This window comes from Pseudomonas sp. FBCC-B1565 (assembly GCF_059133265.1).
Genome location: NZ_CP101438.1, coordinates 2,862,687 through 2,889,359 on the forward strand (window position 1 = coordinate 2,862,687; position 26,673 = coordinate 2,889,359).

Annotated in this window: 21 protein-coding genes and 2 riboswitches; of the genes, 9 read left to right on the plus strand and 12 right to left on the minus strand. The window is 61.8% G+C overall.

Annotated features, from left to right (window positions below; genetic code table 11):
* Positions 1-4: 4 nt before the first annotated feature.
* Together poxB and NL123_RS13675 are read right to left on the minus strand one after the other, a co-directional pair.
* Positions 5-1,729, minus strand: a complete 1,725-nt coding sequence (poxB, locus tag NL123_RS13670) for a ubiquinone-dependent pyruvate dehydrogenase (RefSeq protein ID WP_248481992.1) — start codon at positions 1,727-1,729, stop codon at positions 5-7.
* Between the two features lie 77 nt (positions 1,730-1,806).
* Complete coding sequence (locus NL123_RS13675) at positions 1,807-3,039, minus strand: NADH:flavin oxidoreductase/NADH oxidase family protein (RefSeq protein WP_494358005.1); 1,233 nt, start codon at positions 3,037-3,039, stop codon at positions 1,807-1,809.
* 70 nt (positions 3,040-3,109) lie between these two features.
* On the opposite strand from NL123_RS13675, the gene NL123_RS13680 reads away from it, so the two are divergent.
* Positions 3,110-3,514, plus strand: a complete 405-nt coding sequence (locus tag NL123_RS13680) for a MerR family transcriptional regulator (RefSeq protein ID WP_494358006.1) — start codon at positions 3,110-3,112, stop codon at positions 3,512-3,514.
* Between the two features lie 40 nt (positions 3,515-3,554).
* On the opposite strand, the gene NL123_RS13685 is transcribed toward NL123_RS13680, so the two are convergent.
* Together NL123_RS13685 and NL123_RS13690 are read right to left on the minus strand one after the other, a co-directional pair.
* Positions 3,555-4,049, minus strand: a complete 495-nt coding sequence (locus tag NL123_RS13685; protein WP_058426285.1) for a DUF934 domain-containing protein — start codon at positions 4,047-4,049, stop codon at positions 3,555-3,557.
* The gene (locus NL123_RS13690; RefSeq protein ID WP_248481986.1) at positions 4,033-5,691 is read right to left on the minus strand and encodes a nitrite/sulfite reductase; all 1,659 of its coding nucleotides are present in this window, start codon (positions 5,689-5,691) and stop codon (positions 4,033-4,035) included. Before NL123_RS13690 ends, NL123_RS13685 begins: the two co-directional genes overlap by 17 nt.
* A gap of 411 nt (positions 5,692-6,102) precedes the next feature.
* Between NL123_RS13690 and NL123_RS13695 the strand changes: the two genes are divergently transcribed.
* Entirely contained in the window at positions 6,103-7,164 is a 1,062-nt protein-coding gene (locus tag NL123_RS13695; RefSeq protein WP_494358007.1) for an ABC transporter substrate-binding protein, read from the plus strand.
* Here NL123_RS13695 and NL123_RS13700 read toward each other — a convergent pair.
* Positions 7,161-7,379, minus strand: coding sequence for a DUF2970 domain-containing protein (locus NL123_RS13700; protein ID WP_058426282.1), 219 nt, complete (start codon positions 7,377-7,379; stop codon positions 7,161-7,163). The genes NL123_RS13695 and NL123_RS13700 overlap by 4 nt on opposite strands.
* Positions 7,380-7,431: 52 nt before the next feature.
* Positions 7,432-11,142 (minus strand): methionine synthase, encoded by a 3,711-nt coding sequence (gene metH, locus NL123_RS13705; RefSeq protein ID WP_494358008.1) that lies wholly within the window; start codon positions 11,140-11,142, stop codon positions 7,432-7,434.
* A gap of 166 nt (positions 11,143-11,308) precedes the next feature.
* Here metH and NL123_RS13710 point away from each other — a divergent pair, with 166 nt between their 5' ends.
* The 3 genes from NL123_RS13710 to nfuA all read left to right on the plus strand — a co-directional run bounded on the left by NL123_RS13710 (position 11,309) and on the right by nfuA (position 15,357).
* The gene (locus NL123_RS13710; RefSeq protein WP_494358009.1) at positions 11,309-13,600 is read left to right on the plus strand and encodes a fatty acid cis/trans isomerase; all 2,292 of its coding nucleotides are present in this window, start codon (positions 11,309-11,311) and stop codon (positions 13,598-13,600) included.
* Between the two features lie 87 nt (positions 13,601-13,687).
* The gene (locus tag NL123_RS13715; RefSeq protein WP_248481977.1) at positions 13,688-14,713 is read left to right on the plus strand and encodes an acyltransferase family protein; all 1,026 of its coding nucleotides are present in this window, start codon (positions 13,688-13,690) and stop codon (positions 14,711-14,713) included.
* A gap of 59 nt (positions 14,714-14,772) precedes the next feature.
* A complete protein-coding gene (nfuA, locus tag NL123_RS13720) occupies positions 14,773-15,357 on the plus strand; it encodes a Fe-S biogenesis protein NfuA (protein ID WP_003173594.1) in 585 nt (194 codons plus the stop codon).
* A gap of 185 nt (positions 15,358-15,542) precedes the next feature.
* Here nfuA and cobM read toward each other — a convergent pair whose 3' ends face one another.
* The 6 genes from cobM to NL123_RS13750 all read right to left on the minus strand — a co-directional run bounded on the left by cobM (position 15,543) and on the right by NL123_RS13750 (position 19,415).
* On the minus strand, positions 15,543-16,289 hold the full coding sequence (cobM, locus tag NL123_RS13725) for a precorrin-4 C(11)-methyltransferase (protein ID WP_071496053.1): 747 nt from the start codon (positions 16,287-16,289) through the stop codon (positions 15,543-15,545).
* A gap of 69 nt (positions 16,290-16,358) precedes the next feature.
* Positions 16,359-16,751, minus strand: a complete 393-nt coding sequence (locus NL123_RS13730) for a cobalamin biosynthesis protein (protein ID WP_494358010.1) — start codon at positions 16,749-16,751, stop codon at positions 16,359-16,361.
* Positions 16,748-17,449, minus strand: coding sequence for a CbtA family protein (locus tag NL123_RS13735; RefSeq protein WP_494358011.1), 702 nt, complete (start codon positions 17,447-17,449; stop codon positions 16,748-16,750). Before NL123_RS13735 ends, NL123_RS13730 begins: the two co-directional genes overlap by 4 nt.
* An 11-nt stretch (positions 17,450-17,460) precedes the next feature.
* On the minus strand, positions 17,461-17,649 hold the full coding sequence (locus NL123_RS13740) for a CbtB domain-containing protein (protein ID WP_012723860.1): 189 nt from the start codon (positions 17,647-17,649) through the stop codon (positions 17,461-17,463).
* A 97-nt stretch (positions 17,650-17,746) separates the two neighbouring features.
* Positions 17,747-17,950: riboswitch (cobalamin riboswitch) on the minus strand.
* A 329-nt stretch (positions 17,951-18,279) separates the two neighbouring features.
* Entirely contained in the window at positions 18,280-19,116 is an 837-nt protein-coding gene (locus NL123_RS13745) for an IS3 family transposase (protein WP_068935174.1), read from the minus strand.
* Complete coding sequence (locus NL123_RS13750) at positions 19,113-19,415, minus strand: transposase (protein WP_014717988.1); 303 nt, start codon at positions 19,413-19,415, stop codon at positions 19,113-19,115. The genes NL123_RS13745 and NL123_RS13750 overlap by 4 nt, the downstream gene beginning before the upstream one ends.
* Positions 19,416-19,850: 435 nt before the next feature.
* Positions 19,851-20,050, plus strand: a riboswitch (cobalamin riboswitch).
* Positions 20,051-20,143: 93 nt separating this feature from the next.
* Between NL123_RS13750 and cobW the strand changes: the two genes are divergently transcribed.
* Genes cobW through NL123_RS13770 form a run of 4 tightly spaced genes read left to right on the plus strand, consistent with a single transcriptional unit; the run spans position 20,144 to position 26,624 of the window.
* Complete coding sequence (gene cobW, locus NL123_RS13755) at positions 20,144-21,205, plus strand: cobalamin biosynthesis protein CobW (RefSeq protein ID WP_494358012.1); 1,062 nt, start codon at positions 20,144-20,146, stop codon at positions 21,203-21,205.
* A gap of 3 nt (positions 21,206-21,208) precedes the next feature.
* Positions 21,209-24,970: a cobaltochelatase subunit CobN gene (cobN, locus tag NL123_RS13760; protein ID WP_494358013.1), complete on the plus strand. Its 3,762-nt coding sequence runs from the start codon at positions 21,209-21,211 to the stop codon at positions 24,968-24,970.
* Positions 24,970-25,968 (plus strand): magnesium chelatase ATPase subunit I, encoded by a 999-nt coding sequence (locus tag NL123_RS13765; RefSeq protein ID WP_494358014.1) that lies wholly within the window; start codon positions 24,970-24,972, stop codon positions 25,966-25,968. The genes cobN and NL123_RS13765 overlap by 1 nt, the downstream gene beginning before the upstream one ends.
* Entirely contained in the window at positions 25,893-26,624 is a 732-nt protein-coding gene (locus NL123_RS13770) for a vWA domain-containing protein (RefSeq protein ID WP_494358015.1), read from the plus strand. The genes NL123_RS13765 and NL123_RS13770 overlap by 76 nt, the downstream gene beginning before the upstream one ends.
* The last annotated feature ends 49 nt before the right edge of the window (positions 26,625-26,673 follow it).

Genomic DNA, 26,673 nt, shown 5'->3' on the forward strand with positions numbered 1-26,673 from the left:
CGGCTCAGCGCAGCCAGTTGGTGCGGGCCAGTTCGATGACTTCATCGCCGCGGCCGCTCATCACCGCCTTGAGCATGTACAGGCTGAACCCCTTGGCCTGTTCCAGCTTGATGGTCGGCGGCATCACCAGTTCCTGAGTGGCGGTGACCACATCCACCAGTACCGGGCCGTCATGGGCCAGGGCGCGGCGCAGGGCCGGTTCCAGGTCCTCGGATTGCTCCACGCGGATGCCGAGGATACCCATGGCATTGGACATGGCGGCGAAGTCCGGGTTTTTCAGCTCGGTGCCGGCGTCCAGGTAGCCCGCCGCCTTCATTTCCATGGCGACAAAGCCCAGGGACGAGTTATCGAACACGATGACTTTGACTGGCAAGTTCAGCTGCGCCAGCGAGATGAAGTCGCCCATCAGCATGGCGAAACCACCGTCACCCGACATCGAGATCACCTGGCGGCCCGGGAATGCTGCCTGCGCGCCAATGGCCTGGGGCATGGCGTTGGCCATCGAGCCATGGTTGAACGAACCGATCAGGCGGCGCTTGCCATTCATCTTCAAATAGCGTGCAGCCCACACGGTGGGGGAGCCGACGTCAGCAGTGAAGATCGCGTCGTCATCCGCCAACTCGCTGAGCAAGCGTGCCACGTATTGCGGATGGATCGGTCGATTGGCCTTTGACGGCTGAGCCAGGTCATCCAGCCCTTGGCGGGCTTTTTCATAATGCTTCAAGGACGTGTCGAGAAAGCTGCGATCGGTCTTGCGCGTTAACCGCGGCAGCAGCGCACTGATGGTTTCGCTGACGTCAGCGGCGATGCCCAAGTCCAGCGTGGCACGGCGACCGAGCGCTTGGGGGTTGCGGTCGACCTGGATGATCTTGGCGTCGGTGGGGTAGAACTGGCGGTAAGGGAAATCGGTGCCGAGCATGATCAGCGTGTCGCAGTCGAGCATGGCGTGGTAACCGGAGCTGAAACCGATCAGGCCGGTCATGCCTACGTCGAACGGGTTATCCCACTCCACATGCTCCTTGCCACGCAGGGCGTGCACCACGGGAGCGCCCAGTGCGTCGGCGAGGGCGACCACTTGATCATGGGTGCCGGCGCACCCGCTGCCGCACAGCAGGGTAACCTTGCGGCTGCTTTCCAGGATATCGGTGAGGCGTTGCAGGTCCTGTTCCGCCGGCAGTGTGCGCGGTGCATGCAGGGCGGGCCACGGCTTGAGTTTGTCCTCGACCTCCAGCAGCGATACATCGCCCGGTATTACCACCACGGCCACGCCGCGATTGAGGATCGCCGAGCGCATGGCGCGATGCAGCACCTGGGGCATCTGTTCGGGGTTGGTGACCAGTTCGATAAAGTGGCTGCACTCCTTGAACAGTTCTTGCGGATGGGTTTCCTGGAAGTAGTTCAGGCCAATCTCTGAGGATGGAATTTGTGCGGCAATCGCCAGTACCGGCACATGGTTGCGATGGCAATCGAACAGCCCGTTGATCAAATGCAGGTTGCCCGGCCCGCAACTGCCGGCGCACACCGTCAGCTCGCCAGTAGCCGCCGCTTCGGCACCGGCAGCAAAAGCCGCCACTTCCTCGTGACGCACGTGCATCCATTCGATGCTGTCCATGGTGCGCAGCGCGTCGGTGAGGCCGTTGAGGCTGTCGCCGGTCAGGCCCCAGATGCGCTTGATGCCCGCCTGTTCAAGGGTGGTCGCCAGTTGCTGGGCCAGGTTGATTTTCGCCATGAAGAACTCCAATCGTCAGTGAGGTTAAAAACTGCTGATCAATAGGGGACAGTTCGATCACGGCGAATGCTCCGCCTTTAATGTGAAGATTGCGTCATGGCTGCACGGTATTGCCGGGTGCGTCGGGCCAGAAACCATTGGTCACGCACCAGCGCCATGCAGGGCGCGACGTTGGTCTTGGGCAAATGGCCGCGGCTGAGGCGGCGCATCTGGTAGCGCACCACGGCGAGAATGGCCAGGGAGGCCAGGGGCTTGCGCTTCCAGTCGATGGGTTTGAGTTGCGGGTTGGGGTCGCGGCCTTCGCGCCAGTGCTGGATCAGTTGTGGCTCCAGCGTCAGGGCGGTGGCGATACCGGCCATGGCGATGCCGCTGTCGAGCACTTGTTGCACGATGGGCAGGCGACGGATGCCGCCGGTGACCATTACTGGCATCTGGGCAATGGCCGCGACTTCGCTGGCGAATTCAAGAAAATACGCCTCACGGGCCAGGGTCCGGCCGTCGCGTGCTTCGCCTTGCATGGCCGGTGCTTCATAGCTGCCGCCGGACAATTCCAGCAGGTCGATGGACAGCGGATTGAGCATCTCGACCACGGCGCGTGCATCCGCTTCTTCGAACCCACCACGCTGGAAATCAGCGGAGTTGAGTTTGACCGACACACAAAACGACGGGCTGACACAGGCACGCACCGCACGGATCACGTCCAGTAGCAGGCGTGCACGGTTCTCCAGTGAACCGCCCCAGCGATCCGTACGTTGGTTGCTCAATGGCGACAGGAACTGGCTAAGCAAGTAGCCATGCGCACCGTGGATCTGCACGCCGGTGAAGCCGGCTTTTTCGGCCAGGCGTGCGCTGGTGGCGAAGCGCTGGATCACGTCCTGGATGTCGGCCTCGGTCATGGCCTTGGGCGTGGCAAACATCTTCGAGAAACCGCCCAGGTCGAGCGCCACGGCGGACGGTGCAATGGCCTGCTGGCGCAGGTTGGCGGGTGTCTGGCGTCCTGGGTGGCTGAGTTGCAACCAGAAGTGCACGTTCTTGCGCCGCGCCACGTCTGCCCATTCGCGAAAGCGCTGCAGTTGCTGCTCGTCCTCAAGGGCGACGCCGCCGGGGCCGGTCATGGCGCGGCGGTCGACCATCACGTTGCCGCTGATCAACAGGCCCGGCTCGCCATCGGCCCAGGCCGCGTAGAGCTGCATCAACTCAGGGGACGGCGCTTGCCGGGCATCCGCCATGTTCTCTTCCATCGCCGCCTTGGCGATACGGTTGGAAAGGACTTGGCCATTGGGCAGTTGCAGGGCTTCAAAGGGTGACATGGGTTGACTCCTGAGCGGGGGAGGCCTCAGGCTAAGCTTAAAGGTAACTTTAAGGTCAAGCAGGCATTCGATGAATATTGGCGAACTGGCAAAACAGAGTGGGCTGGCGGCGTCGCGTATCCGGTTCTATGAGTCGCAAGGCCTGATCAGTCAGGTCGGGCGCCAGGCCAACGGCTATCGACGCTATGCACCGGAAGCTCTGCAGACCCTGCAACTGATCCAGAGCGCGCAGCAGGCCGGGTTCACCTTGCAGGAGCTCAAGGCGCTGATGCCCGCGCCGGGGGAGCACAAGCGTGAGGAGTTGATCGAAGCGCTGGAGCGCAAGGTGATGCAGATCGAAGAAATGCAGGCGCAACTGGCCGACAGCAAGGCGCAACTGCTGGGTGTGCTCGAGGCGGTGCGGGCGCAGCCGGAAGGGGTGCCGTGTTCGATGGGGCAGAAGCAAGTGTTGGCGTCGATCAAATCCAACCCATGAAAAAACCCTGGCATTGCCAGGGTTTTTCATTTGCAGCGATTCAGCGCCGGCGGAACAACGGCAGTGGCTCATCCGTTGCCGCCTGGTACGTCACCGAGAAGTCCTGGAGACTTTCCAGTGCTTCGTACGGGTCTTTGTCCGCGCGCAGGGCGAAAGCATCGAAGCCGCAGCGGCGCAGGTAGAACAGCTGGTCGCGCAGCACGTCGCCGATCGCACGCAACTCACCCTTGTAACCGTAGCGGTCACGCAGCAGGCGCGCGTTGGAGTAGTTGCGACCGTCGGTGAAGGCCGGGAAGTTCAGGGCGATGACCTGGAAGTGCTCCACGTCATCACCGATTTCCTCGGCTTCTTCATCGGCGTCCAGCCACACGCCCAGGCCGCCGTCGCGGGCCTTGAGGGCATGGCCGTGTTCGCGCCACAGGGCCAACGGCACGATCAGGTCGTCGCAGTTGGAGATGCCGTCGAAGCTCGCGTCCTTGGGCAGCAGGTGCCAGGTTTCGTCGAGGACTTCGTTGTTCTTAATGATTCGCTGCATAGACGCGCTCCTTGAACAGGTCGATGCCGATGCGCTGGTAGGTGTCGATGAAACGCTCATCTTCGGTGCGCTGTTCGATGTACACGTCGATCAGCTTGCCGATCACCTCGGGCATGGCTTCCTGGGCGAAGGATGGGCCGAGGATCTTGCCCAGGCTCGCATCGCGGCTGGCGCTGCCACCCAGGGACACTTGGTAGAATTCTTCGCCTTTCTTGTCCACGCCCAGGATGCCGATGTGGCCGACGTGGTGGTGACCACAGGCGTTCATGCAACCGGAGATGTTCAGGTCCAGCTCGCCGATGTCGAACAGGTAGTCCAAGTCGTCGAAACGGCGCTGGATCGATTCGGCGATCGGGATCGACTTGGCGTTGGCCAGGGAGCAGAAATCGCCGCCCGGGCAGCAGATGATGTCGGTCAACAGGCCGATGTTCGGCGTGGCGAAACCACCTTCGCGCAGCTCGCCCCACAGGGTGAACAACTGGCTCTGCTCAACGTCCGCGAGAATGATGTTCTGCTCGTGGGAGGTGCGCAGTTGGCCGAAGCTGTAGCGCTCGGCCAGGTCGGCGACGGCGTCCAGCTGCTTGTCGGTGATATCGCCCGGCGCGACGCCGGTAGGTTTCAACGACAGGGTCACCGCCACATAGCCCGGCTTCTTGTGCGCCAGGGTATTGCGCACACGCCAGCGGGCAAAACCTGGATGTTCTTTGTCCAGTGCTGCGAGCTCGGCGTCCTGATTGCTCAGAGCCTTGTACTCTGGGTCGACGAAGTGCTTGGCTACGCGGTGCACTTCGGCTTCGGTCAGGGTCGTCTGGCCACCGCGCAGGTGTTCCATCTCGGCGTCGACTTTCTGGGCGAAGACTTCAGGGGTCAGGGCCTTGACCAGGATCTTGATCCGGGCCTTGTACTTGTTGTCGCGCCGGCCGTAGCGGTTGTAGACCCGCAGGATCGCGTCGAGGTAGCTCAACAGGTCCTGCCACGGCAGGAACTCATTGATAAAGGCGCCGACCACCGGGGTACGGCCCAGGCCGCCACCCACCAGGACACGGAAGCCCAGCTCGCCTGCCGCGTTGTGCACCGGCTCCAGGCCGATATCGTGCACTTCGATGGCCGCACGGTCCGAGGTCGAGCCATTGATGGCGATCTTGAACTTGCGCGGCAGGTAGGCGAATTCGGGGTGGAAGGTGGTCCACTGACGGACGATTTCACACCACGGGCGTGGGTCGATCAGCTCGTCGGCGGCCACCCCGGCGAATTGGTCGGTGGTCACGTTGCGCAGGCAGTTACCACTGGTCTGAATGGCGTGCATCTGCACGGTAGCCAGTTCAGCCAGGATGTCCGGCACGTCTTCCAGCGCCGGCCAGTTGAACTGTACGTTCTGGCGGGTACTGATGTGGGCGTAGCCTTTGTCGAAGTCACGGGCAATCTTGGCCATCATGCGCGTCTGGCGCGATGTCAGCTGGCCGTAGGGCACGGCCACCCGCAGCATCGGCGCAAAGCGCTGAACATAAAGGCCATTTTGCAGGCGCAGAGGGCGGAACTCTTCTTCGCTCAGTTCACCTGCCAGATAGCGTCGGGTCTGATCACGGAACTGCTTGACGCGGTCCTCGATGATGCGCTGATCGTATTCGTCGTATACGTACATATAGGTCCTGTTCTCGGCAAATCTGCGCGCACGGCCGCGCACTCCCAACGGAGCCGGCGCACGATACCAGTTTGCGTTTATGCGCAAAAGTGATGTTTGAGTATATGCAAATAACCAAATTGACTAATGAGAACCGTTATCGCCATACCCACATTTGTCATGCGGGCAATCGTCGACTTTACTGTGAGCGTGTTTGAGCGTATTCACCGATAAAACCGATAAGAGGCGATGCGATGAGCAATCCGACAAAAGCCCGTAAGCCCGACAGTACCGTGGACGCCTGGGCCATTCTGTTTCTGATCATCCTGGTGGTGGGAACCGCCGTATTCTGGGTGAGCCACCAGTAAAGAGCCTCGATTGACTGCCGTGTTGCCACTATCATGGCGGTCACTATTCCAGGCTCGAAAAACCATGTCGAAGGTGCTGATTGCGTGTGTGTGGTTGCTGGGAACGGCGTATGGGGCCATGGCCCATGCCACGTCGGTGGTGTTTCTCAACCCGGGCATGTCGACGGAAACCTTCTGGGTCAGCTACGCGCAATTCATGCAGGCCGGTGCCAAGGACCTCGGCCTGCATTTGCGTGTGCGCTATTCAGAGCGGGATGCCAACAACACGCTGATGCAGGCGCGTGAGGCATTGCACGGCAGCGAGCGACCGGATTATCTGGTGCTGGTGAACGAGCAATACGTCGCCCCGCAGATCCTGCGCATGGCCCAGGGCAGCGGCGTGAAGCTGCTGATCGTGAACAACGCGTTGACCGCCGACCAGGTGCAGTTGCTGGGCAATGGTATCGACTGGCTCGGCAGCCTGGTAGCCAACGACGAACAGGCCGGCTACCTGATGCTCAGCGACTTGCTGCGCCAGTATGGCCCGGTGGCTCCCGGTGCATTCATCGACCTGCTGGCGTTCTCCGGCGCCAAGACCACCCCGGCTGCGCAGTTGCGCGAACAGGGCCTGCGCCGGGCCTTGGCCGAACATCCCGAGGTGCGCCTGCGTCAGTTGGTCTATGGCGAATGGAGCCGCCAGCGCGCCTACGAACAAGCCACGCTGCTGTTCAAACGCTACCCGCAGGCAGCGCTGGTATGGTCGGCCAACGATGAGATGGCGCTGGGGGCCATGCAGGCATTGCAGGACAGCGGACGTGTGCCGGGCAAGGATGTGTTGTTCGGTGCGGCGAACAGCTCGCCGGATATCCTGCGGGCACGGCTTGACGGTCGCCTGGGTACGCTGGTCGCAGGGCATTTCACCCTGGGTGGTTGGGCGATGGTATTGATCAACGATGATGCCAAAGGCGTGGATATCGACGCCCATGGCGGGCGTGACCGGCAGGAGGCGTTATTCCAACTGATCGATACGACCCAGGCACAACGCCTGCTCGGCCCCATGGCGCCGGTGGATTTCCGCGCACTGTCAGCCGTCGGCAAGCCGGCGTCCTACCGATACCCCTTTAGCTTGCAACTGCTGCTGCGCTAGACGCCCGCCAGGTGCAGCACCAGCTTGACGATACCGAACAGCGTCAACGCAAACACAGCCGTGAACAGAATGCCCAGCACCACAAAATGGCTGGGCTTGCCGTGGGTGAAGTCGCGGGCGCGGTTCTTGCCGCTCTGTACGCCAAACGCGGCCGCCACCACGCTGTGCAGCATCTGCCAGAAGGTAGGGGGCTTGTTGTTGACTGGATCGTCCATACATCCCTCGACACAAGGTGTGTGAGGGAGAGCATAGACAATCCAGCGGGGCTTAGTTGTCGTAACCCAGGTTCGGCGCCAACCAGCGCTCGGTCACGCTCAGGTCCTGGCCTTTACGCGCCGTGTAGCTGGTCACCTGGTCCTTGTCGACCTTGCCCACGGCAAAGTACTGCGCCTGCGGGTGGGCGAAGTACCAGCCGCTCACCGCAGCCGCCGGGAACATCGCGTAGTGTTCGGTGAGGAACACGCCGCTGCGACCGGCCTGCATCTCGCGGGCCTCGGGGTCGAGCAGTTGGAACAGTTGGGCCTTTTCGGTGTGATCCGGGCACGCCGGGTAGCCGGGGGCAGGGCGGATGCCGCTGTATTGCTCCTTGATCAGCGCCTCGTTGTCCAGTTGCTCGTCCTTGGCATAACCCCAGTGCTCTTTACGCACCTGCTGGTGCAGCCATTCGGCGCAGGCCTCGGCCAGGCGGTCGGCCAGGGCCTTGACCATGATCGAGTTGTAGTCGTCGCCCGCGTCCTGGTAGGCCTTGGCGACTTCTTCGGCACCGATGCCGGCGGTGGTGATGAAGCCACCGATGTAGTCGGTCACGCCGCTGTCCTTGGGCGCCACGAAGTCGGCCAGGGAGAAGTTCGGCTTGCCGTCGGTCTTGATGATCTGCTGGCGCAGGTGATGCAACCGGGCAATCGGCTGGCCGTCGTCGCCATAGACTTCCAGGTCATCGTCCTGCACCTGGTTGGTCGGCCAGAAACCGAACACCGCACGGGCGCTGATGAGTTTTTCATCGATCAGCTTCTTGAGCATTTCCTGGGCGTCGGCGTACAGCGCGGTGGCGGCTTCACCGACCACTTCATCGTCGAGGATGCGCGGGAACTTGCCGGCCAGGTCCCAAGAGATAAAGAACGGTGTCCAGTCGATGTACTCGGCCAGCACCTTGAGGTCGATATTGTCCAGCACCTTGGCGCCGGTAAAGGTCGGCACCACTGGCGTGTAGCTGCTCCAGTCGAACTGCGGCTTCTTGGCGATGGCGGCCGGGTAGCTCAGGCGTTCGGTGCGGGCGCTGCGGTTGGAGGTGCGTTCGCGCACTTCCACGTACTCTTCGCGGGTACGCTCGACAAAGCCGGCCTTGAGTTCCTTGGACAACAGCTGCGTGGCCACGCCCACCGCACGCGAGGCGTCGGTCACGTACACCACCGCATCATTGCTGTACTTGGGCTCGATCTTCACTGCCGTGTGCGCCTTGGAGGTGGTCGCCCCGCCGATCATCAGCGGCAGGTGGAAGTCCTGGCGCTGCATTTCGCGGGCGACGTGCACCATCTCGTCCAGGGACGGGGTGATCAGGCCGGACAGCCCGATAATGTCGCACTTCTGCTCCTTGGCCACCTGCAGGATCTTCTCCGCCGGCACCATCACGCCGAGGTCGACGATGTCATAGCCGTTGCAGCCCAGCACCACGCCGACGATGTTCTTGCCGATGTCATGCACGTCGCCCTTCACCGTGGCCATCAGGATCTTGCCCTTGGCTTCCGGCTTGTCGCCTTTTTCCAGCTCGATGAACGGGATCAAGTGGGCCACGGCCTGCTTCATCACCCGGGCGGACTTCACCACTTGGGGCAGGAACATTTTGCCGGCGCCGAACAGGTCGCCGACGATGTTCATGCCGGACATCAGCGGGCCTTCGATCACTTCGATCGGGCGCGCGAACGACAGCCGGGACTCTTCGGTGTCTTCAACGATATGCGTGGTGATGCCCTTGACCAGGGCGTGCTCCAGGCGCTTGTTCACATCCCAGCCACGCCATTCTTCGGTCTCGGCTTCCTTGACGCTGCCGTCGCCCTTGTACTTGTCGGCGATGGCGAGGAGGGCGTCGGTGCCGTCCGGCGTGCGGTTGAGCACCACGTCTTCCACGGCGTCGCGCAGTTCTACCGGGATCTGGTCGTAGATCTCCAGTTGGCCGGCGTTGACGATGCCCATGGTCAGGCCGTTGCGGATCGCATACAGCAAGAACACCGAGTGGATCGCCTCGCGCACCGGGTTGTTGCCACGGAACGAGAACGACACGTTGGACACGCCGCCGGAGGTCAGCGCGTAGGGCAGTTCGTCACGGATATAGGCGCAGGCGTTGATGAAGTCGACGGCGTAGTTGTTGTGCTCTTCGATACCGGTGGCGACCGCGAAGATGTTCGGGTCGAAAATGATGTCTTCCGGTGGGAAGCCGACTTCATTCACCAGGATGTCGTAGGAACGCTTGCAGATCTCTTTCTTGCGCGCTTCGGTGTCGGCCTGGCCGGCTTCGTCGAAGGCCATCACCACCACGGCGGCGCCGTAGCGCTTGCACAGCTTGGCGTGGTGGATGAACTGCTCGACGCCTTCCTTCATGCTGATGGAGTTGACGATGCCCTTGCCCTGGATGCACTTGAGGCCAGCCTCGATCACGTCCCACTTGGAGGAGTCGATCATGATCGGCACGCGGGAGATGTCCGGCTCGCCGGCAATCAGGTTGAGGAAGGTCACCATGGCCTTCTTCGAATCGAGCATGCCCTCGTCCATGTTGATGTCGATCACCTGGGCGCCGGCTTCCACCTGTTGCAGGGCGACTTCGAGGGCTTCGGTGTAGTTGTCTTCACGGATCAGGCGGGCGAATTTGGCGGAGCCGGTGATGTTGGTGCGTTCGCCGACGTTGACGAACAGCGAACTGCGATCAATCGTGAACGGCTCCAGGCCCGACAGGCGGCACGCCTTGGGGATGTCCGGGATCACGCGTGGCGCGTAACCGGCCACGGCCTTGGCGATGGCCTCGATATGGCCTGGCGTGGTGCCGCAGCAGCCGCCGACAATATTGAGGAAGCCGCTCTGGGCGAACTCTTCGATGACCTTGGCGGTTTCCGAAGGCAGTTCGTCGTACTCGCCGAATTCGTTGGGCAGGCCGGCGTTGGGGTGCGCGGACACGTGGGTGTTGGCCTTGTTCGACAACTCTTCCAGGTACGGACGCAGTTCGCTGGCGCCCAGGGCGCAGTTCAGGCCCACTGAAATCGGCTTGGCGTGGGCGACCGAGTTCCAGAACGCTTCGGTGGTCTGGCCCGACAGGGTGCGACCGGAGGCGTCGGTGATGGTGCCGGAGATCATGATCGGCAGTTCGGTATTGAGCTCCTCGAACACACCTTGCACGGCGAAAATCGCGGCCTTGGCGTTGAGGGTGTCGAAGATGGTCTCGATCAGGATCAGGTCGGCACCGCCTTCGATCAGGCCTTTGGTGGCCTCGGTGTAGTTTTCCACCAGTTCATCGAAGGTCACGTTGCGGTAGCCGGGGTTGTTCACGTCCGGCGACAACGAGCAGGTCCGGCTGGTCGGGCCGAGCACGCCGGCGACGAAGCGTGGCTTGGCCGGGTTCTCCAGGGTCTTGGCGTCGGCGATCTTGCGCGCCAGGCGTGCACCTTCCACGTTCAGCTCGTAGGCCAGTTCTTCCATGCCGTAGTCGGCCATGGAGATGCGGGTGGCGTTGAAGGTGTTGGTTTCGAGGATGTCGGCACCGGCATCCAGGTAGGCTTTTTCAATGCCGCCGATCACGTCCGGGCGGGTGATCACCAGCAGGTCGTTGTTACCCTTGACGTCGCTCGGCCAGTCGGCGAAGCGTTTGCCACGGTAGTCGTGTTCTTCCAGTTTGTAGCTCTGGATCATCGTGCCCATACCGCCGTCGAGGATCAGGATACGTTCCTTGAGGGCTTGATGAAGGGCTTGCAGACGAACGCTACGATCGGACATGGGACTACTCTGGTCAGGCATTACGGAGGGCGTGGATCATAACAAACCTGTGCGGTTTTGCAGCATGCCCGGTTTTTACATGAATATCGCTCATGTTGCAGGGGCGTATGGCCCGGTAGAATCATCGGCAATTTTTCAGCGCACGCATTGAATCGGGACCGGATACATGTCACTTCGCCTCATCACCAGCGCCGTCCTGGCATTGGTTGCCTGTATCGCCCAGGCCGACGGAGTCGCCCCGGCGATTTCCTACACGCGCGATATCCAACCGATCTTCACCGAGAAATGTGTGGCCTGCCACGCCTGCTACGACTCCGCCTGCCAGCTCAACCTGGGCAGTGCCGAGGGCGCGGCGCGCGGCGCAAGCAAAGTGCCGGTCTACGATGGCGAGCGCAGCCAGGCCACGCCGACCACCCGCTTGTTCTATGACGCCTTTGGCAAACAGGCCTGGCAGCAGAAGGGCTTCTATTCAGTGCTGGACGCCCAGGGCAGCCAGGCCGCGCTGATGGCGCGCATGCTGGAGCTGGGCCATAACGCGCCGTTGCAACCCAACGCCAAGCTGCCCGAAGACATTGTGCTGGGCCTGAACCGCGAGAACATGTGCGCCATGCCCGGCGAGTTCAACGCCTACGCCGGTGCCCACCCCAGGGAAGGCATGCCGCTGGCGGTCACCGGCCTGACCGACCAGCAGTACCAGACCCTGCAACGCTGGCTGGCGTCCGGCGCGCCAATTGATGAGCAAGGCCTGGCGCCCAGCGCGAAAGAAGCCCTGAAAGTGCAGCAGTGGGAAAACCTGTTCAACCAGCCCGGCGCCCGTGAAAGCCTGGTGGCGCGCTGGTTGTTCGAGCATTTGTTCCTTGCCCACATCTATTTCGAGAATGGCGAGCCGGGGCATTTCTTCCAGTGGGTGCGTTCGCGCACGCCGAGTGGCCAGCCCATCGACCTGATTGCCACGCGTCGTCCCAATGATGACCCCGGCACCCGCGTGTATTACCGCCTGTGGCCGGTGCAGGGCGTGATCGTGCATAAAACCCACATCACGTACCCGTTCAGTGCCGAGAAGATGGCCCGCATCAAAGAGCTGTTCTACGCCAGCAACTGGCAGGTCAACGCCTTGCCGGGCTACGGTCCGGGCCGCCGCGCCAACCCTTTCGAAACCTTCGAAGCCATCCCGGCCAAGGCGCGCTACCAGTTCATGCTGGATAATGCCGAGTATTTCGTGCGTACCTTTATCCGTGGGCCGGTGTGCCGTGGGCAGATTGCCACGGACGTGATCCGCGACAATTTCTGGACCCTGTTCCAGGACCCGGACCACGATCTGTACATCACCGATGCACGTTATCGCGGCCAGGCCACGCCGCTGCTGGCCATGCCGGGGCAGAACGATGACGTGGGCAGCGTGCTCAGCCTGTGGCTGGCCTACCGCGATAAACGCAACGAATACGAAGCCCTGCGCCGTGACAGCTACGCTGACCTGCCGCCGCCAAGCTGGTCGAGCCTGTGGGCGGGCAATGACAATGCCTTGCTGAGCATTTTCCGTCACTTCGACAGCGCATCGGTCAGCAAAGGCCTGATCGGTGAAGTGCCGCAGACGATGTGGCTGTTCGACTATCCACTGCTGGAGCGCACCTATTACCAACTGGCGGTGAACTTTGATGTGTTCGGCAATGTGTCGCACCAGGCCCAGACCCGGCTGTACTTCGACCTGATTCGCAATGGTGCCGAGCAGAACTTCCTGCGATTGATGCCGGCCGATTCGCGCGATGATTTCCTCGACGATTGGTACCAGAACAGCGGCAAGCTCAAGCTGTGGCTGGATTACGAGGCCATTGATGACGACAAACCCACCGGCCTGCACCTGAACGAAAAGGATCCGAAGCGCGACTTTGCCAACCAGTTGCTCACCCGTTACGGCGATTTGAATGCCAGCCCGGACCCGATCAACCGTTGCAGCGGCGCCTATTGCTCCCGCGATGGGATCGACCCGGCCTTGCAGGATGCGGAGCAGGCACTGAGCCGCCTGACCTCACGCCCAGCTGCCGGGCTCAAGGTGATTGATCAATTGCCTGAAGCGACGATGCTGCGGGTTGAAACCGCCAGTGGCAAGCGTGTGGTCTATAGCCTGCTGCGCAATCGTGCTCACAGTAATGTCGCGTTTCTGCTGGGCGAGGCTTATCGCTATCAGCCGGGGCTGGACACGGTGACCATCTATCCGGGTGTGCTGAGCAGCTACCCGAATTTCATGTTCAACATACCGGCCCAGCAAGTGCCTGAGTTCGTGGCGGAAATGGAGCAGGCCAAGGATGCCAAGGGTTTCGAGAAGATTGTGGATCGGTGGGGGGTGCGGCGCAGTCATCCGCTGTTCTGGCAGTATTTCCATGATTTGTCGCAGTACATTCGTGAGACTACGCCGGTGGAAGAGGGCGTATTGGACATGAACCGCTATGAGAACCTATAACTAATGGCAGTGATCCAGTCATCTCTCTGAGCGGGTGCTGAAGCGGTCGGATATCTATCTTGCGGGATTGCAAAGGAAGCTCCGACTATGTTGATTTCAGTGCAGGCGCTAAGAGCGTTGGCTGCGTGGGTGGTGGTTGGACATCACTTCATTCAGGTGTTTTTCAACTTTGAAGTGGATACGCCTATGGCGTATCTGTTCGCCGACAAAGGCGCCGTTGGTGTAGACGTGTTCTTTGTGATCAGCGGCCTGGTGATTTTCCTGGCGACCGCCGACAAGGCACTGACCCCCTGGCGTTTCATCCTCATGCGTTTGGCAAGGATCACGCCAGCGTACTGGTTCTATACCCTGCTCATGGCTTTGTTGCTGTTGGCTGTGCCGTCGCTGTTTGCAGAAACCCACCTCGAGACGAGTCATCTGCTTCTGTCGCTGCTGTTCATTCCTGCTCAGAACCCAGGGGGGTTTGGCGTCTATCCGCTGGTGGACGTCGGGTGGACCCTGAATTTCGAGATGCTGTTCTATCTACTGTTCGCCTTTGCCTTGCTAGTGCGGCGGTCATATCGGTTATGGGTAGTGGCAGCGCTGCTGTACTTGGCGTGTTACCTCATCACGCCGGCCTTGAATTGGGCCGACGGCTTTTACCGGAATGACATCGTCTTCGAATTCCTGATGGGCATCATGATCGGCATGCTCTACTGCTGCGGGGCGTGCCGGACCCCACCATGGCTGCCGGTGCTGGGTATCGTGGTGGCCTCAGCGGCGATTTATCACGGGGCGGATTTGCCTCGTGCGCTGGAGTGGGGAGTGCCCAGCGCGGTATTGGTCATCAGTTTTGTGGCGTTGGAACCATACTTTCACGGATCACGATTGTTGAAGCTGCTGGGTGACTGCTCTTACTCGGTGTATTTGCTCCACACGATGGTGCTGTGCGTCGGGCGATGGTTCGCTGAGCGCAACGGAATTGATCCCTATGCGATGTTGCCCGTTTGCCTCGTGATGACAGCAGTGTGTGCATTTTTCAGCTACCAATGGCTGGAGAAAAGCACCTATCTCTGGCTTAAGCGTTGGTTTGGCATGGAGGATCCGGCAATCCTTTCCCGACAAAAATACTAGGACTTTGTACCTGCGTAATATTTTGGCGTAAACTGCCGGCAAGCCTGTGAGGAGTTTCCATGACTGCCATAACCATTACCGACGCCGCCCACGATTACCTGGCCGACCTGCTGTCCAAGCAGAACACCCCGGGTATCGGTATACGCGTCTTTATCACCCAGCCCGGCACCCAGTATGCCGAGACTTGCATTGCCTACTGCAAGCCCGGCGAAGAGAAGCCTGAAGACACCGCCCTGGGGCTGAAAAGCTTCACCGCGTACATCGACGCCTTCAGCGAAGCCTTCCTGGATGACGCCGTGGTCGATTACGCCACCGATCGCATGGGCGGCCAATTGACCATCAAGGCGCCGAACGCCAAGGTGCCGAACGTCAACGCCGACAGCCCGGTCAACGAGCGTATCAACTACTACCTGCAGACCGAGATCAACCCGGGTCTGGCCAGCCACGGCGGCCAGGTCAGCCTGATCGACGTGGTTGAAGACGGCATCGCCGTGCTCAAGTTCGGTGGCGGCTGCCAGGGTTGTGGCCAGGCGGACGTGACCTTGCGTGAGGGCATCGAGCGCACCCTGCTCGAGCGTATTCCGGAGCTCAAGGGCGTACGTGACGTGACCGACCATACGCAGAAAGAAAACGCCTACTACTGAGTAAGGCGTTCACTGCGGACAAAAAAACGGCGCCCCGTGAGCGCCGTTTTTTATGCTTTAGATTCAATAGGTTGCGCTATCTATCTAATGTTGAGTGTTCATTGCGAAAGCTGGATTGTCAGATTTCTATTAATAAATTTACTCAATAAAATCAGTGGCTTGTGTCTGTTTTGTGATGTTGAATGTCAAGGTCGATAAAGATGCGCATGCCCCGCCCGATACAACGATGACTCACTGAAACTGTCACTCGCCAACACCCGACCCACCACAATCAGCGCCGTGCGCCGGAACCCTTTGGCGACCACTTTCCCGACAATGTCACTGAGAGTGCCGACCGCCCAATCCTGATCCGGCCACGTCGCCCGGTGCACCACGGCAATCGGACAGTCCGCCCCATAGTGCGGCAGCAGTTCGGCGACGATCTTGTCCAGGTGGTTGACCCCCAGATGAATCGCCATGGTGGTGCCATGTCGCGCCAGGCTGTCGAAATCCTCACCGGCCGGCATGCTGGTTTTATCCGCGTAGCGGGTCAGGATCACGCTTTGGGCGATGTCGGGCAGGGTCAGCTCGGTTTCCAGCAACGCCGCACACGCGGCCACCGCCGTGACGCCAGGAATGATCTGGAATGGGATACCCAATTCGCGCAAATGGCGGATCTGTTCGCCAATCGCGCCATACAGGCTGGGGTCGCCGGAATGCACGCGCGCCACATCCTGGCCCTTGGCATGGGCGGCCTTGATCAGGTCGATGATCTGTTCCAAGTGCAGTTGCGCACTGTTGACCAGCGTTTCTGCCTGATGACCTTCCAGTACCGCCGCCGGCACCAGCGAGCCGGCATAGATGATCACCGGGCAACTGCGGATCAGCCGCTGGCCCTTGACGGTGATCAATTCCGGGTCGCCGGGGCCTGCGCCGATGAAGTAGACGGTCATGGGAAATCCTGATGAAAAACGGGTGAGCATGAAATCTGCTCATGATCGGAAGCGGCGATTATCGGGTTTTCAGCCGGCGCACGCCAATGCAAAGGTGGCCTGGGCGGTTTTCTGGCGGGTGATCAGCAGGCGCGCAGGGGCGTTGGCGAGGTGTTCGGCCAGGGCCAGGGCGGCGCTTTCGGCGATGCCGTAACAGCCGGTGTGGGCAAAAGCCACGTTCGATTGATGGCTCAGCCGGTCTGCATAAATCGCTAGTTGCTCAGCGTTGAAACACTGCAACGGCAGGTTCAGCAAAGCGGCCAAGGCCAGCAGCCCGGGTTCTTCCTGTTTGTGATCGATGCTGGCCAGCGCGCTGACGCGGTGGCGCTCGATACCGCCCTCGATGAGGGCGGCGTCAAACAGGGCCAGCAGGGTGTGAACATCACAGCCCCGCTGGCAGCCCATGCCGACTACCAGTTTCACGCCGAGTATTGATCGTCACAGTTGCGGCGGAACAGCCAGGCGCTGATCAGGCCCAAGGCCAGCCAGAACGCCACGTTGGTCAGCTGCGAAGCAATCTTGAACTGCGCTTCCAGTGCTTCCGGGGCCAGCATCGAATGCACTTCCGGTTGTGGCGCGCCGATCACGTGCGGCACCACCAGGATTGCCGCGCCCAGCGCCTTGAGCAGCCAGTTGCGACCGAACACGATCAGTGCGATACCGGCAGCGGTAGACGCGGCAGTACCGATCCACCAGATCTGCCGTTGTGCCAGGTCAGCGGCGGCGGTGCCCGGAAGTTCGGGCGGCAGGCCCAGGGTCGGCGCCAATACAAAGGTCGCATAACCCGCCAGGCCCCAGAGCAGGCCTTGGGCGGTACGGGTCGGGGTACGCAGGGTGTACAGGCCGGCCAGCATCAGCGCGAAGCCAACGGCGACCACCAGGTTGCCACCCGTGGTGGACAGCACACGCTGCCAGCCGTCTTCCGGCTCCCAGGCTTCGGCGTCATGGGTATGTGCAGCCGCACCTTCGGCGTGCTCGTGTATCTCGGTCGCTGCCGGGGCCTTTTCAAAGGTCTCCGCCTGCAGGATCAGCGGGGCGACCCAGAAGCTTTGCAGCAAGGTCAGCAGCAGGGCAGCCAGAAGGCCGGTGAAACCTGCGGTTTGCGCAATACGCTTGATCATGTCGGCAGGTCTCAGTGGCACGGGAACGCGGCGCTGTGGCGGGTATCGTGGGCAGCGTTGTGTACTGCCTCGATGTGCGAGAAACCGGCGAAGTACACCAGGCACGCACCGAGGATCGACGCACCGATGGCGGCGGTCAGGCGTTGGCTCAGGGTAGAGGTGCTGCTGGCGGAGTGCGAAGTGCTGCTGATGATCGACATGGCGCGTCCCTTTCAGGTGTCAGGGTGAAACGAGCGCATGAAAACCCCGCGAGCCAGGCACGCAGGGTTCTGAACAGCGCCCGCCCACCGCGGGTTTGTTATCTGATTTTTTCGGGCCGGTCTCCGGGCTTGCGAGGGGCTCAATGCCTGAAAACGTCGCCTTCCCATGCCGCCTGGCACAGTGGATATGACGTTTCGCTCGCTTACCGTTGCGGGGGCAGCACCGGACTGTCATGTGTGTGCATGAGTCACCGGTTTCCCGTTTCACCCTTTGCAGGGCACCCGAAACAAGATGTGTAGGAGAGCATGGGGGTGGGAGGGGAGTCAATTGGGGATGTGTTTTCTGGGGGCATATCCGTTGCTGCGGTAACGGCGGCTTAGGGTTCCGCCCTTACGGCGGCCCACGGAATCAAGCCTGCGTTCGGCCAGCGTGTTTGACGGGGCGACCCCAGATCAAAAGCAAGAGCGCGGCGTCCTTAGAGCCGACCGGATTGTATGGCCGGTACTCGGTCAAAGTGTGGGAGGGGGCTTGCCCCCGATGGCAGTGGGTCAGTCACTGATGAGTTGGCTGACACACCGCCATCGGGGGCAAGCTGAACTGGTCAAGTAATCTTGGACACCGATTACGGTTCACGCCGCCAACCTTTCCTTCACGACCGGCGACCTGTAGTCGTTATAGCTGTGAGGCCTGCTGATGTTGTAGCGCGAGACATAGCGCTGCACATCTGCCCGCGCCTCATGCTCCAGTTTGTAGCCCGTTTCAGGCACCCACTCGGACTTCAAGCTACCAAAGAAACGCTCCATCGGGGCATTGTCCCAGCACTCGCCTTTACGGCTCATACTTTGCCTAAACCCATGCTTCACAAGCGCGTTTCGGAATTTATGACTGGTGTACTGGCAACCCTGGTCAGAATGAAACAACACATCCTGGGGATGGCCGCGCAGCTCAACCGCCATGCGTAGCGCTTCGCAGGTCAGGTTGGCATCAGAAATCATCGAGAACGACCAGCCTACGATCCTGCGAGCGTACAGATCCAGAATGGCGGCGAAGTACATCCACCGCTTGCCGACCTTGATGTAGGTCACGTCGCCACACCACACCTGATTAACCGCCGTCACATCAAATTTTCGCTTGAGCACGTGCGGCGCCACCAAGGCCTCCACGCCCGGCGACTTGTACTTATGGCGCCTGCGCTGACGACTAGCGATGCCAGCTTCGCGCATCAAACTGCGAGCCATATAACGTCCGATACGATGCCCTTTGGCTTGTAGCTCCTTGGACAAAGTACGTGCGCCGGCTGACTCTCTGGACGCCTTGTGGTGCCTGACCAGCGCGGCTTTGAGCTTGTCCCGTTCAGGATTTGCTCTGCCTTGGCGCTGGCGCCAGGCGTAGAAGCTACTGCGGTTGACCCCAAACGCCTGGCAACACCTTTTAACGCCGTACTGCTCGTCCAGCTCATTGATCAGCGTGAATGATCCTTGGCGTCCAAAAGCAGGAGAGCACTGGCCTTTTTTAGGATTTCGATATCCAGGTCTTTCTCTCTGAGCAGAGCTTTGAGTCTCTGGATTTCTCGTTGATCAGCGGTAATCGCCTTGGCCCCCACCGGAGTCGAGCCCAAGCGTTCTTTTTGCACTTGATCAACCCAGCGGCGCAGGGCTGTGGGGCCGATATCCAGGCTGGCACAGACTTCGGTAACCGGCTGACCTTCATCCAACACCATGCTGGCAGCCTTGAGCTTGAACTCACTCGAATAAGATTTACGCATATCCAAACACCTCAGATTTGGGCGCTATCATAGCGCCCGATTGAAGTGTCCAAAATCATTAGGCCAGTTCAAGCCCCCTCCCACAGTTTGATCTTCATGTATCAGTTGAAGGGTGGTTTGCTCTGGCTCTGGCTCTGGCTCTGGCTCTGGCTCTGGCTCTGGCTCTGGCTCTGGCTCTGGCTTTTGATCTGCTTTTGATTTTGATCTTAGGCGGCCCCCCCAAATCACTGTCGGATTACGGGCACACCGAGCCTAGGCGAGGTGCCGAGTGTTGGGGCAAGAGCGTTTTGCTTACTTTTGACTGGGCCGGCATTCCGGCTTTTCAAAAGTAAGCCGCTGTAAGAGCGGAACCAATATCAGCCGTTACCGCAGCAACGGATATGTACACAAGCCAACCCAACCCAACCCCATCATTGACCATCCCCCAAGCACTGCGTAGCCTTGCACCCTCGAGGTTCTTCGGCCCAGGCCGAAGCTAAGAAGGGAACGCGGTCCAAGCCGCGGCTGCCCCCGCAACTGTAAAGGGTCCAGCTGACTGCCACGCCACTGCCGACAAGGCGGGAAGGCGCAGCCAGCGCCGGTCGCAAGACCTGTAAGCCCCAAGCCAGGAGACCTGCCTCGCAACCGATTTTCTACTTCAACCGGGCGGGGTGATCCGGTGACGAAATCCGCTGCTGCGCACCGTCGCAGCGCCAATCGTCCCATATGCCCGCCCCCAAGGGCATCCGATGAAAACACTGGCCAAACTCCCCGTCACCATCGTCACTGGCTTCCTCGGCTCGGGCAAGACCACCTTGCTGCGCCATATGCTCGACAACGCCCAGGGCCGTCGCATCGCGGTGATCGTCAATGAATTCGGCGAGCTGGGCATTGACGGTGAAATCCTCAAGCAGTGCTCCATCGGCTGCACCGAGGAAGAAGCCAACGGTCGTGTCTACGAATTGGCCAATGGCTGCCTGTGCTGCACCGTGCAGGAAGAGTTCTTCCCGGTGATGCGCGAATTGGTCGCCCGTCGCGGCGATCTCGACCATATCCTCATTGAAACGTCCGGCCTGGCATTGCCCAAGCCGTTGGTACAAGCCTTCCAGTGGCCGGAAATCCGCAGCGCCTGCACCGTTGACGCTGTGATCACCGTGGTCGACAGCCCGGCTGTGGCCGCCGGTACCTTCGCCGCATTCCCGGACCAGGTGGACGCCCAGCGCAAGCTCGACCCCAACCTGGACCACGAATCGCCACTGCACGAGCTGTTCGCCGACCAACTGGCCAGTGCCGACCTGGTGATCCTTAACAAGACCGACCTGATCAGCGCCGAAGACCTGGCCCGCGTGCGCCTGGAAGTCGCCGAAGAGCTGCCGCCGGCGGTGAAGATCGTCGAAGCCAGCAGCGGTCGCTTGCCCCTGGATGTACTGATCGGCCTGGGCGCCGGTTCCGAAGAGCACATCGACGGCCGCCACAGCCACCACGATCACCACCACGAAGGTGAAGACGACCACGACCACGATGCCTTTGACTCGATCTCCATCGACTTGCCGCAAGCCGATGAAGCACTGCTGCTCGATGCCCTGACGCAACTGGTGGTGCAACACGGCATCCTGCGCGTCAAAGGTTTCGCCGCCATCCCGAACAAACCGATGCGCCTGCTGATCCAGGGTGTGGGCACGCGGTTCGACAAACACTTCGACCGTGCCTGGGGCGCTGAAGAAGCGCGCACCACGCGCCTGGTGCTGATCGGCCAGGAACTGGACGCGGCGGGCCTCGAAGCGCAACTGCGCGCCGCCCTCAGCGTCTGACCCATGCACCTGCTCAGGACCCAGCCCGGTGGTTTCGTCTCGGACGATAATATTGCCGACCTTGGCCAAAGCCCCGCTGACCTGGTGATCCTGTGCAGCGGCGATTCCAGCCTGGCGCTGCTGGCCGAAGCGGCCCAGCAGTTGCCCGACGACTACCCAAGCCTGCGCCTGGCCAACCCGATGCAGGTGCAGAACCATGCCTCGGTCGACCTGTACGTTGATGAAGTGCTGCGCCACGCCAAGGTCATCTTGATTTCGCTGCATGGCGGTATCGGTTACTGGCGCTACGGCATCGAGCGCCTGGTGGAACTGGCCGAACGCGGTGTGCAACTGATCCTGGTACCGGGGGATGATCGCCCGGACCCGGAACTCAGCGGGCTGAGCACCGTCGGTGCCGAAGAACGTGATCGGCTGTGGCACTTCCTGCGTCAGGGCGGCCTGGGCAATGCCCTGGATTTCTATCGCTGCCTGGCCAGCGCTTACCTGGGTCGCGACTATGCCTGGGGCGAGCCGCAAACCCTGCCACGCACGGCGATCTATCATCCGCAGCATGCCAACGCCCGCCTGAACGATTGGCAGGCAGACTGGAACGCCGACTGGCCGGTGGCGGCGGTGTTGTTCTACCGCTCCCATTTGCAGGCGGCCAATACCGGTTTTATCGATGTGTTTTGCCAGCGTCTGCAGGCGGCGGGCCTCAACCCGTTGCCCATGGCGGTGGCCAGTTTGAAAGAACCCGGCTGCCTGGCGGTGGTCGAGGACCTGCTGGATGAGGTCGGCGCGGCGGTGATCTTGAACACCACCGGCTTCGCCCAATCCAGCCCCGAAGCGCCGCACCTGCGCCCGTTTCGCCGCAATATCCCGGTGATCCAGGCCATTTGTGCCCAGGATAACCAGCCCGGCTGGGAGGCCAGCGAGCAGGGCCTTGGCCCCCGCGACCTGGCGATGCACATCGCGTTGCCGGAGTTGGACGGGCGCATCATCAGCCGACCGATCAGTTTCAAGGACCTGGCCTGGCGCAGTGAGCGCAGCCAGTCGGATGTGGTGTGCTACCGCGCCGCGCCCGAACGCATGGATTTTGTCGCTGAGCTGGCGCGGCGTTGGGTCGAATTGGCGCGAGTGCCGAATGCAGAGAAACGCATTGCGCTGATCCTCGCCAACTACCCGACCCGCGACGGTCGCATTGGCAACGGCGTGGGCCTGGATACACCGGCGGCGGCGCTGAATATCCTGCGTGCCCTGAAAACCGAAGGCTATCCGCTGCCGGACTTATTGCCCGACAGCGGCACGGCGTTGATCCATGAGTTGCTCGGCGGCGTCACCAATGACCTGGACAGCCTCGACCTACGCCCTTGCCATCAAAGCCTGGGCCTGGACGAGTACGAGACGATGTTCCAGCGCCTGCCCGAAGCCAATCGCCAGGCGGTGCTGGAACGCTGGGGCGCGCCGCAGAACGATCCGATGTGCCGCGACGGTCGCCTGATGATCGCCGGCCTGCGCCTGGGCTTGACGTTTGTCGGCATCCAGCCCGCGCGGGGTTACCAAGTGGACGCCAGCGCCGTGTACCACGACCCGGACCTGGTACCGCCCCACGCTTACCTGGCGTTCTACTTCTGGCTGCGCCACACCTACGGCGCCCACGGCGTGATCCATGTGGGCAAGCACGGCAACCTGGAGTGGCTGCCGGGCAAGGGCGTGGGCCTGTCGGAAAACTGCTGGCCCGATGCGTTGCTGGGGCCGCTGCCGAATATATATCCGTTTATTGTCAATGACCCGGGCGAGGGCGCCCAGGCCAAGCGGCGCACCCAGGCAGTCATCATCGACCACCTGATGCCGCCGCTGACCCGTGCCGAAACCTACGGCCCGCTGCGTAACCTGGAGCTGCTGGCGGACGAATATTACGAAGCGCAGTTGCTCGATCCGCGCCGCGCCCTGGAGCTGCAGAAGGACATTCTCAAGCTGGTGCGCGAAACCCGCATCGACCAGGAGCTTGAGCTGGAGAGCGACGCCGATGCTGCCGTGTGGTTGCCGCGCCTGGACACCTACCTGTGCGACTTGAAGGAATCGCAGATCCGCGACGGCCTGCATATTTTTGGCGAGTCACCCGAGGGTCGCCTGCGTATCGACACCTTGCTGGCGCTGCTGCGCATCCCGCGTGGCGATGGTCGAGGCCCGCAGTCGAGCTTGCTGCGCGTGTTGGCCAAGGCCTTCGAGCTGGGCTTCGACCCGCTGGACTGCGCCCTGGCCGAACCCTGGACCGGACGCCGGCCGCTGGTGCTGCAGAATATCGATGGGCAGTTGTGGCGCACCGCCGGTGATACCCGCGAGCGCCTGGAGCTGTACGCCGCACGTTTGATCGAGCAAGCCCTGGAAGGACCGCTTGAACAGCTGGAGGAACCCGGCTGGGAAGACGTGAAGGCCGTGATCGAAAGCCTGCGTATTGTCGTGGCGCCTCGGCTGGATGCCTGTGGCCCGGCGGAAATGCGCGGATTGCTGGATGCCTTGAGCGGCCGTTTCGTGCCCGCTGGCCCCAGTGGTGCGCCGAGTCGCGGGCGTTTGGATGTGTTGCCCACCGGGCGTAACTTTTTCACCGTGGATGTGCGCAACCTGCCCACCACCACGGCCTGGCGCATCGGTTTCCAGTCGGCCAACCTGATTCTGGAGCGGCACCTGCAAGACCATGGCGACCACCTGCGCCAACTCGGCCTGTCGGTATGGGGCACCGCGACCATGCGCACCGGCGGCGATGACATCGCCCAGGCGATGGCGCTGATGGGCGTGCGTCCGGTGTGGGCGACGGGCAGCCAGCGGGTGGATGACTTTGAAATCCTGCCGATCAGCCTGCTCGACCGCCCGCGGGTTGATGTGACGTTGCGCGTGTCCGGTTTCTTCCGGGATGCCTTTGCCAACCTGATCCGCCTGTTCGATGCGGCGGTGCAGGCGGTGGCTGCGCTGGACGAACCGGACGATCTGAACCCCCTGGCCGCCAAGGTGCGCAGTGAGCGTGAAGCGTTGCTGGCTTCGGGCCTGGACGCAGAGGCCGCGGCAAAACAGGCCGGCTGGCGCATCTTTGGTGCCAAGCCCGGCGCCTACGGTGCGGGCGTGCAGGGCGCGATCGACGGGCGTCTCTGGCAAAGCCGTGAAGACTTGGCCGAGGTTTACCTGAACTGGGGCGGCTACGCCTATGGCGGTTCCGACGAAGGTACTGCCGCCCGCGGGCAATTCGCCCAGCGCCTGAGCCAGGTGCAGGCCGTTTTGCAGAACCAGGACAACCGCGAGCACGACCTGCTCGATTCCAACGATTACTACCAATTCCAGGGTGGCATGCTCGCTGCCGTGGAAACCCTGAGCGGCGACAAGGCCGCCAGCTACCACGGTGACCATAGCCAGCCTGACCTGCCGAAGATCCGCACGTTGAAGGAAGAGCTGAACCGGGTGATCCGTTCCCGCGCCGCCAACCCCAAGTGGATCGAAGGCGTGAAGCGCCATGGCTATAAAGGTGCGTTTGAAATGGCCGCGACGGTGGACAATCTGTTCGCCTTCGACGCCACCACCGCACTGATTGACGATCACCAATACGCACTGTTGGCCGAGGCCTACTTGCTCGACCCCGACACCCGGGCCTTTGTGCAACAGCACAACCCCGATGCACTGCGCGACATGACCGAGCGCATGCTGGAAGCCCAGCAGCGTGGCATGTGGCAGGAACCGGGGGCATACCGCGAGGCGTTGGAAAACCTGTTGCTGGATATAGAAGAAGACAGCTGATGACTGATATTCCCCATTTCCCGCTGTCCGCCGTGGTCGGCGCCGATGACCTGAAACTGGCGCTGTGCCTGACCGCTATCGACCCGAAGATTGGCGGTGTGCTGATCGAAGGCCCGCGCGGCATGGCCAAGTCCACCCTGGCGCGGGGTTTGGCCGACCTGCTGGCCAGTGGTCAGTTCGTGACCTTGCCGTTGGGCGCCACTGAAGAGCGCCTGGTCGGCACGCTGGACCTGGACGCCGCATTGGGCGAAGGCCGGGCCCAGTTCTCCCCTGGCGTGTTGGCCAAGGCTGACGGCGGCGTGCTGTACGTCGATGAAGTCAATTTGCTGCCCGACCATCTGGTAGACCTGCTGCTGGACGTGGCCGCCAGCGGCACCAACCTGATCGAACGCGACGGCATTTCCCATCGCCATTCGGCGCGCTTCGTGCTGATCGGCACCATGAACCCGGAAGAGGGCGAGTTGCGTCCGCAGTTGCTCGACCGCTTCGGTTTCAACGTGGCCTTGAGCGGGCAGACCTTGCCGGCCGAGCGTGGGCAGATCATCCGGCGGCGTCTGGATTTCGACAGCGACCCTGCGGCGTTCTGCACGCAGTGGGAGGTGTCACAAGCGGCATTGCGCGAGCGCTGCACCCAGGCACGGGCGCGGCTCGACAGCATTGCGCTGGATGACCAGGCGCTGGCGCAGATCACCGAACGCTGCTTTGCGGCGGGGGTTGATGGCCTGCGTGCGGACCTTGTTTGGTTGCGCGGTGCGAGGGCCCATGCCGCGTGGCGGGGAGCCAGCGCCATCGCCGAGGAAGATATTCAAGCGGTTGCCGAATTCGCCCTGCGCCATCGCCGCCAGGAACAGTCCCCACCGGCCAGCCCGCCAAGCGAAGGGCAGTCGCCGAAACCCTCCGACACCTCGTCCGGTCAAGGCCAATGGGGCGATATGCCCGCACCGGCGCTGCCCACGGGCGCACGCCGGGAAGTGCCGACCTGGCCAAAAAAGCCCTAGGCATTCGCCCTCGACCTGACGCGGGGGCGGATGCGCGACCCAAGGCAGGGCGACTAGGCAACGGCAGGCAAGGCAAGGCACGCAACGCGAAGCAGGGCGCGATCAACTGGCCGGGCACCTTGCTCGGTGGTCTGCCACAAACGCGACAGGACTTGCTGTTTCACCTGCGCAGTCGTGCGGCCCATGAACTGTGGTTGGTGATTGTCGATGCGTCGGCGTCCACCCGACGGCATCGAGCACTCACCGACGCCAAGGGTTTGTTGGCGCAGTTGTTTGATGACGCCTACCGCCAGCGGGCACGGATGGCGTTGTTGACGGCCAGCGGGCAAATGCCGAAGTGGCAGGTGCAAGGGTTGAAAGCGGCCAAGGGCTTGGCGGGTTGGCTGGAACAGTTGGGCGCGGGCGGCGGTACGCCATTGCTGGCGGCGCTTGTCGAGGCCGGCAATTGGCTGGCATTGCGGCGCAAGCGCTACCCGGCTGAACAACAGCGGTTACTGGTGATCACTGACGGGCGACTCAAGGAAGTTACTGGGCTACCGCAGTTGGAGTGCCCGGGCCTGCTGGTCGATATCGAGCGTGGGCCGATCAGGTTGGGTCGCGCGCAGCAACTGGCGGCAGGGTTGCAGTTGGAGTATCGGCATATCGATCAGCTGTAGTGCCTGGGCAACTGCTATCGGGGGCAAGCCCCCTCCCACAGGGGAATGC

Coding starts and splice junctions, on each gene's coding strand:
- nfuA (WP_003173594.1), top strand. CDS start 14,773: ATGACTGCCATAACCATTACCGACGCCGCCCACGATTACCTGGCCGAC.
- NL123_RS13690 (WP_248481986.1), bottom strand. CDS start 5,691: ATGTACGTATACGACGAATACGATCAGCGCATCATCGAGGACCGCGTC.
- NL123_RS13770 (WP_494358015.1), top strand. CDS start 25,893: ATGGGGCGATATGCCCGCACCGGCGCTGCCCACGGGCGCACGCCGGGA.
- NL123_RS13715 (WP_248481977.1), top strand. CDS start 13,688: ATGTTGATTTCAGTGCAGGCGCTAAGAGCGTTGGCTGCGTGGGTGGTG.
- NL123_RS13685 (WP_058426285.1), bottom strand. CDS start 4,049: ATGCAGCGAATCATTAAGAACAACGAAGTCCTCGACGAAACCTGGCAC.
- cobM (WP_071496053.1), bottom strand. CDS start 16,289: ATGACCGTCTACTTCATCGGCGCAGGCCCCGGCGACCCGGAATTGATC.
- cobW (WP_494358012.1), top strand. CDS start 20,144: ATGAAAACACTGGCCAAACTCCCCGTCACCATCGTCACTGGCTTCCTC.
- NL123_RS13700 (WP_058426282.1), bottom strand. CDS start 7,379: ATGGACGATCCAGTCAACAACAAGCCCCCTACCTTCTGGCAGATGCTG.
- NL123_RS13680 (WP_494358006.1), top strand. CDS start 3,110: ATGAATATTGGCGAACTGGCAAAACAGAGTGGGCTGGCGGCGTCGCGT.
- NL123_RS13740 (WP_012723860.1), bottom strand. CDS start 17,649: ATGTCGATCATCAGCAGCACTTCGCACTCCGCCAGCAGCACCTCTACC.
- cobN (WP_494358013.1), top strand. CDS start 21,209: ATGCACCTGCTCAGGACCCAGCCCGGTGGTTTCGTCTCGGACGATAAT.
- NL123_RS13735 (WP_494358011.1), bottom strand. CDS start 17,449: ATGATCAAGCGTATTGCGCAAACCGCAGGTTTCACCGGCCTTCTGGCT.
- poxB (WP_248481992.1), bottom strand. CDS start 1,729: ATGGCGAAAATCAACCTGGCCCAGCAACTGGCGACCACCCTTGAACAG.
- NL123_RS13675 (WP_494358005.1), bottom strand. CDS start 3,039: ATGTCACCCTTTGAAGCCCTGCAACTGCCCAATGGCCAAGTCCTTTCC.
- NL123_RS13695 (WP_494358007.1), top strand. CDS start 6,103: ATGTCGAAGGTGCTGATTGCGTGTGTGTGGTTGCTGGGAACGGCGTAT.
- NL123_RS13765 (WP_494358014.1), top strand. CDS start 24,970: ATGACTGATATTCCCCATTTCCCGCTGTCCGCCGTGGTCGGCGCCGAT.
- NL123_RS13750 (WP_014717988.1), bottom strand. CDS start 19,415: ATGCGTAAATCTTATTCGAGTGAGTTCAAGCTCAAGGCTGCCAGCATG.
- metH (WP_494358008.1), bottom strand. CDS start 11,142: ATGTCCGATCGTAGCGTTCGTCTGCAAGCCCTTCATCAAGCCCTCAAG.
- NL123_RS13710 (WP_494358009.1), top strand. CDS start 11,309: ATGTCACTTCGCCTCATCACCAGCGCCGTCCTGGCATTGGTTGCCTGT.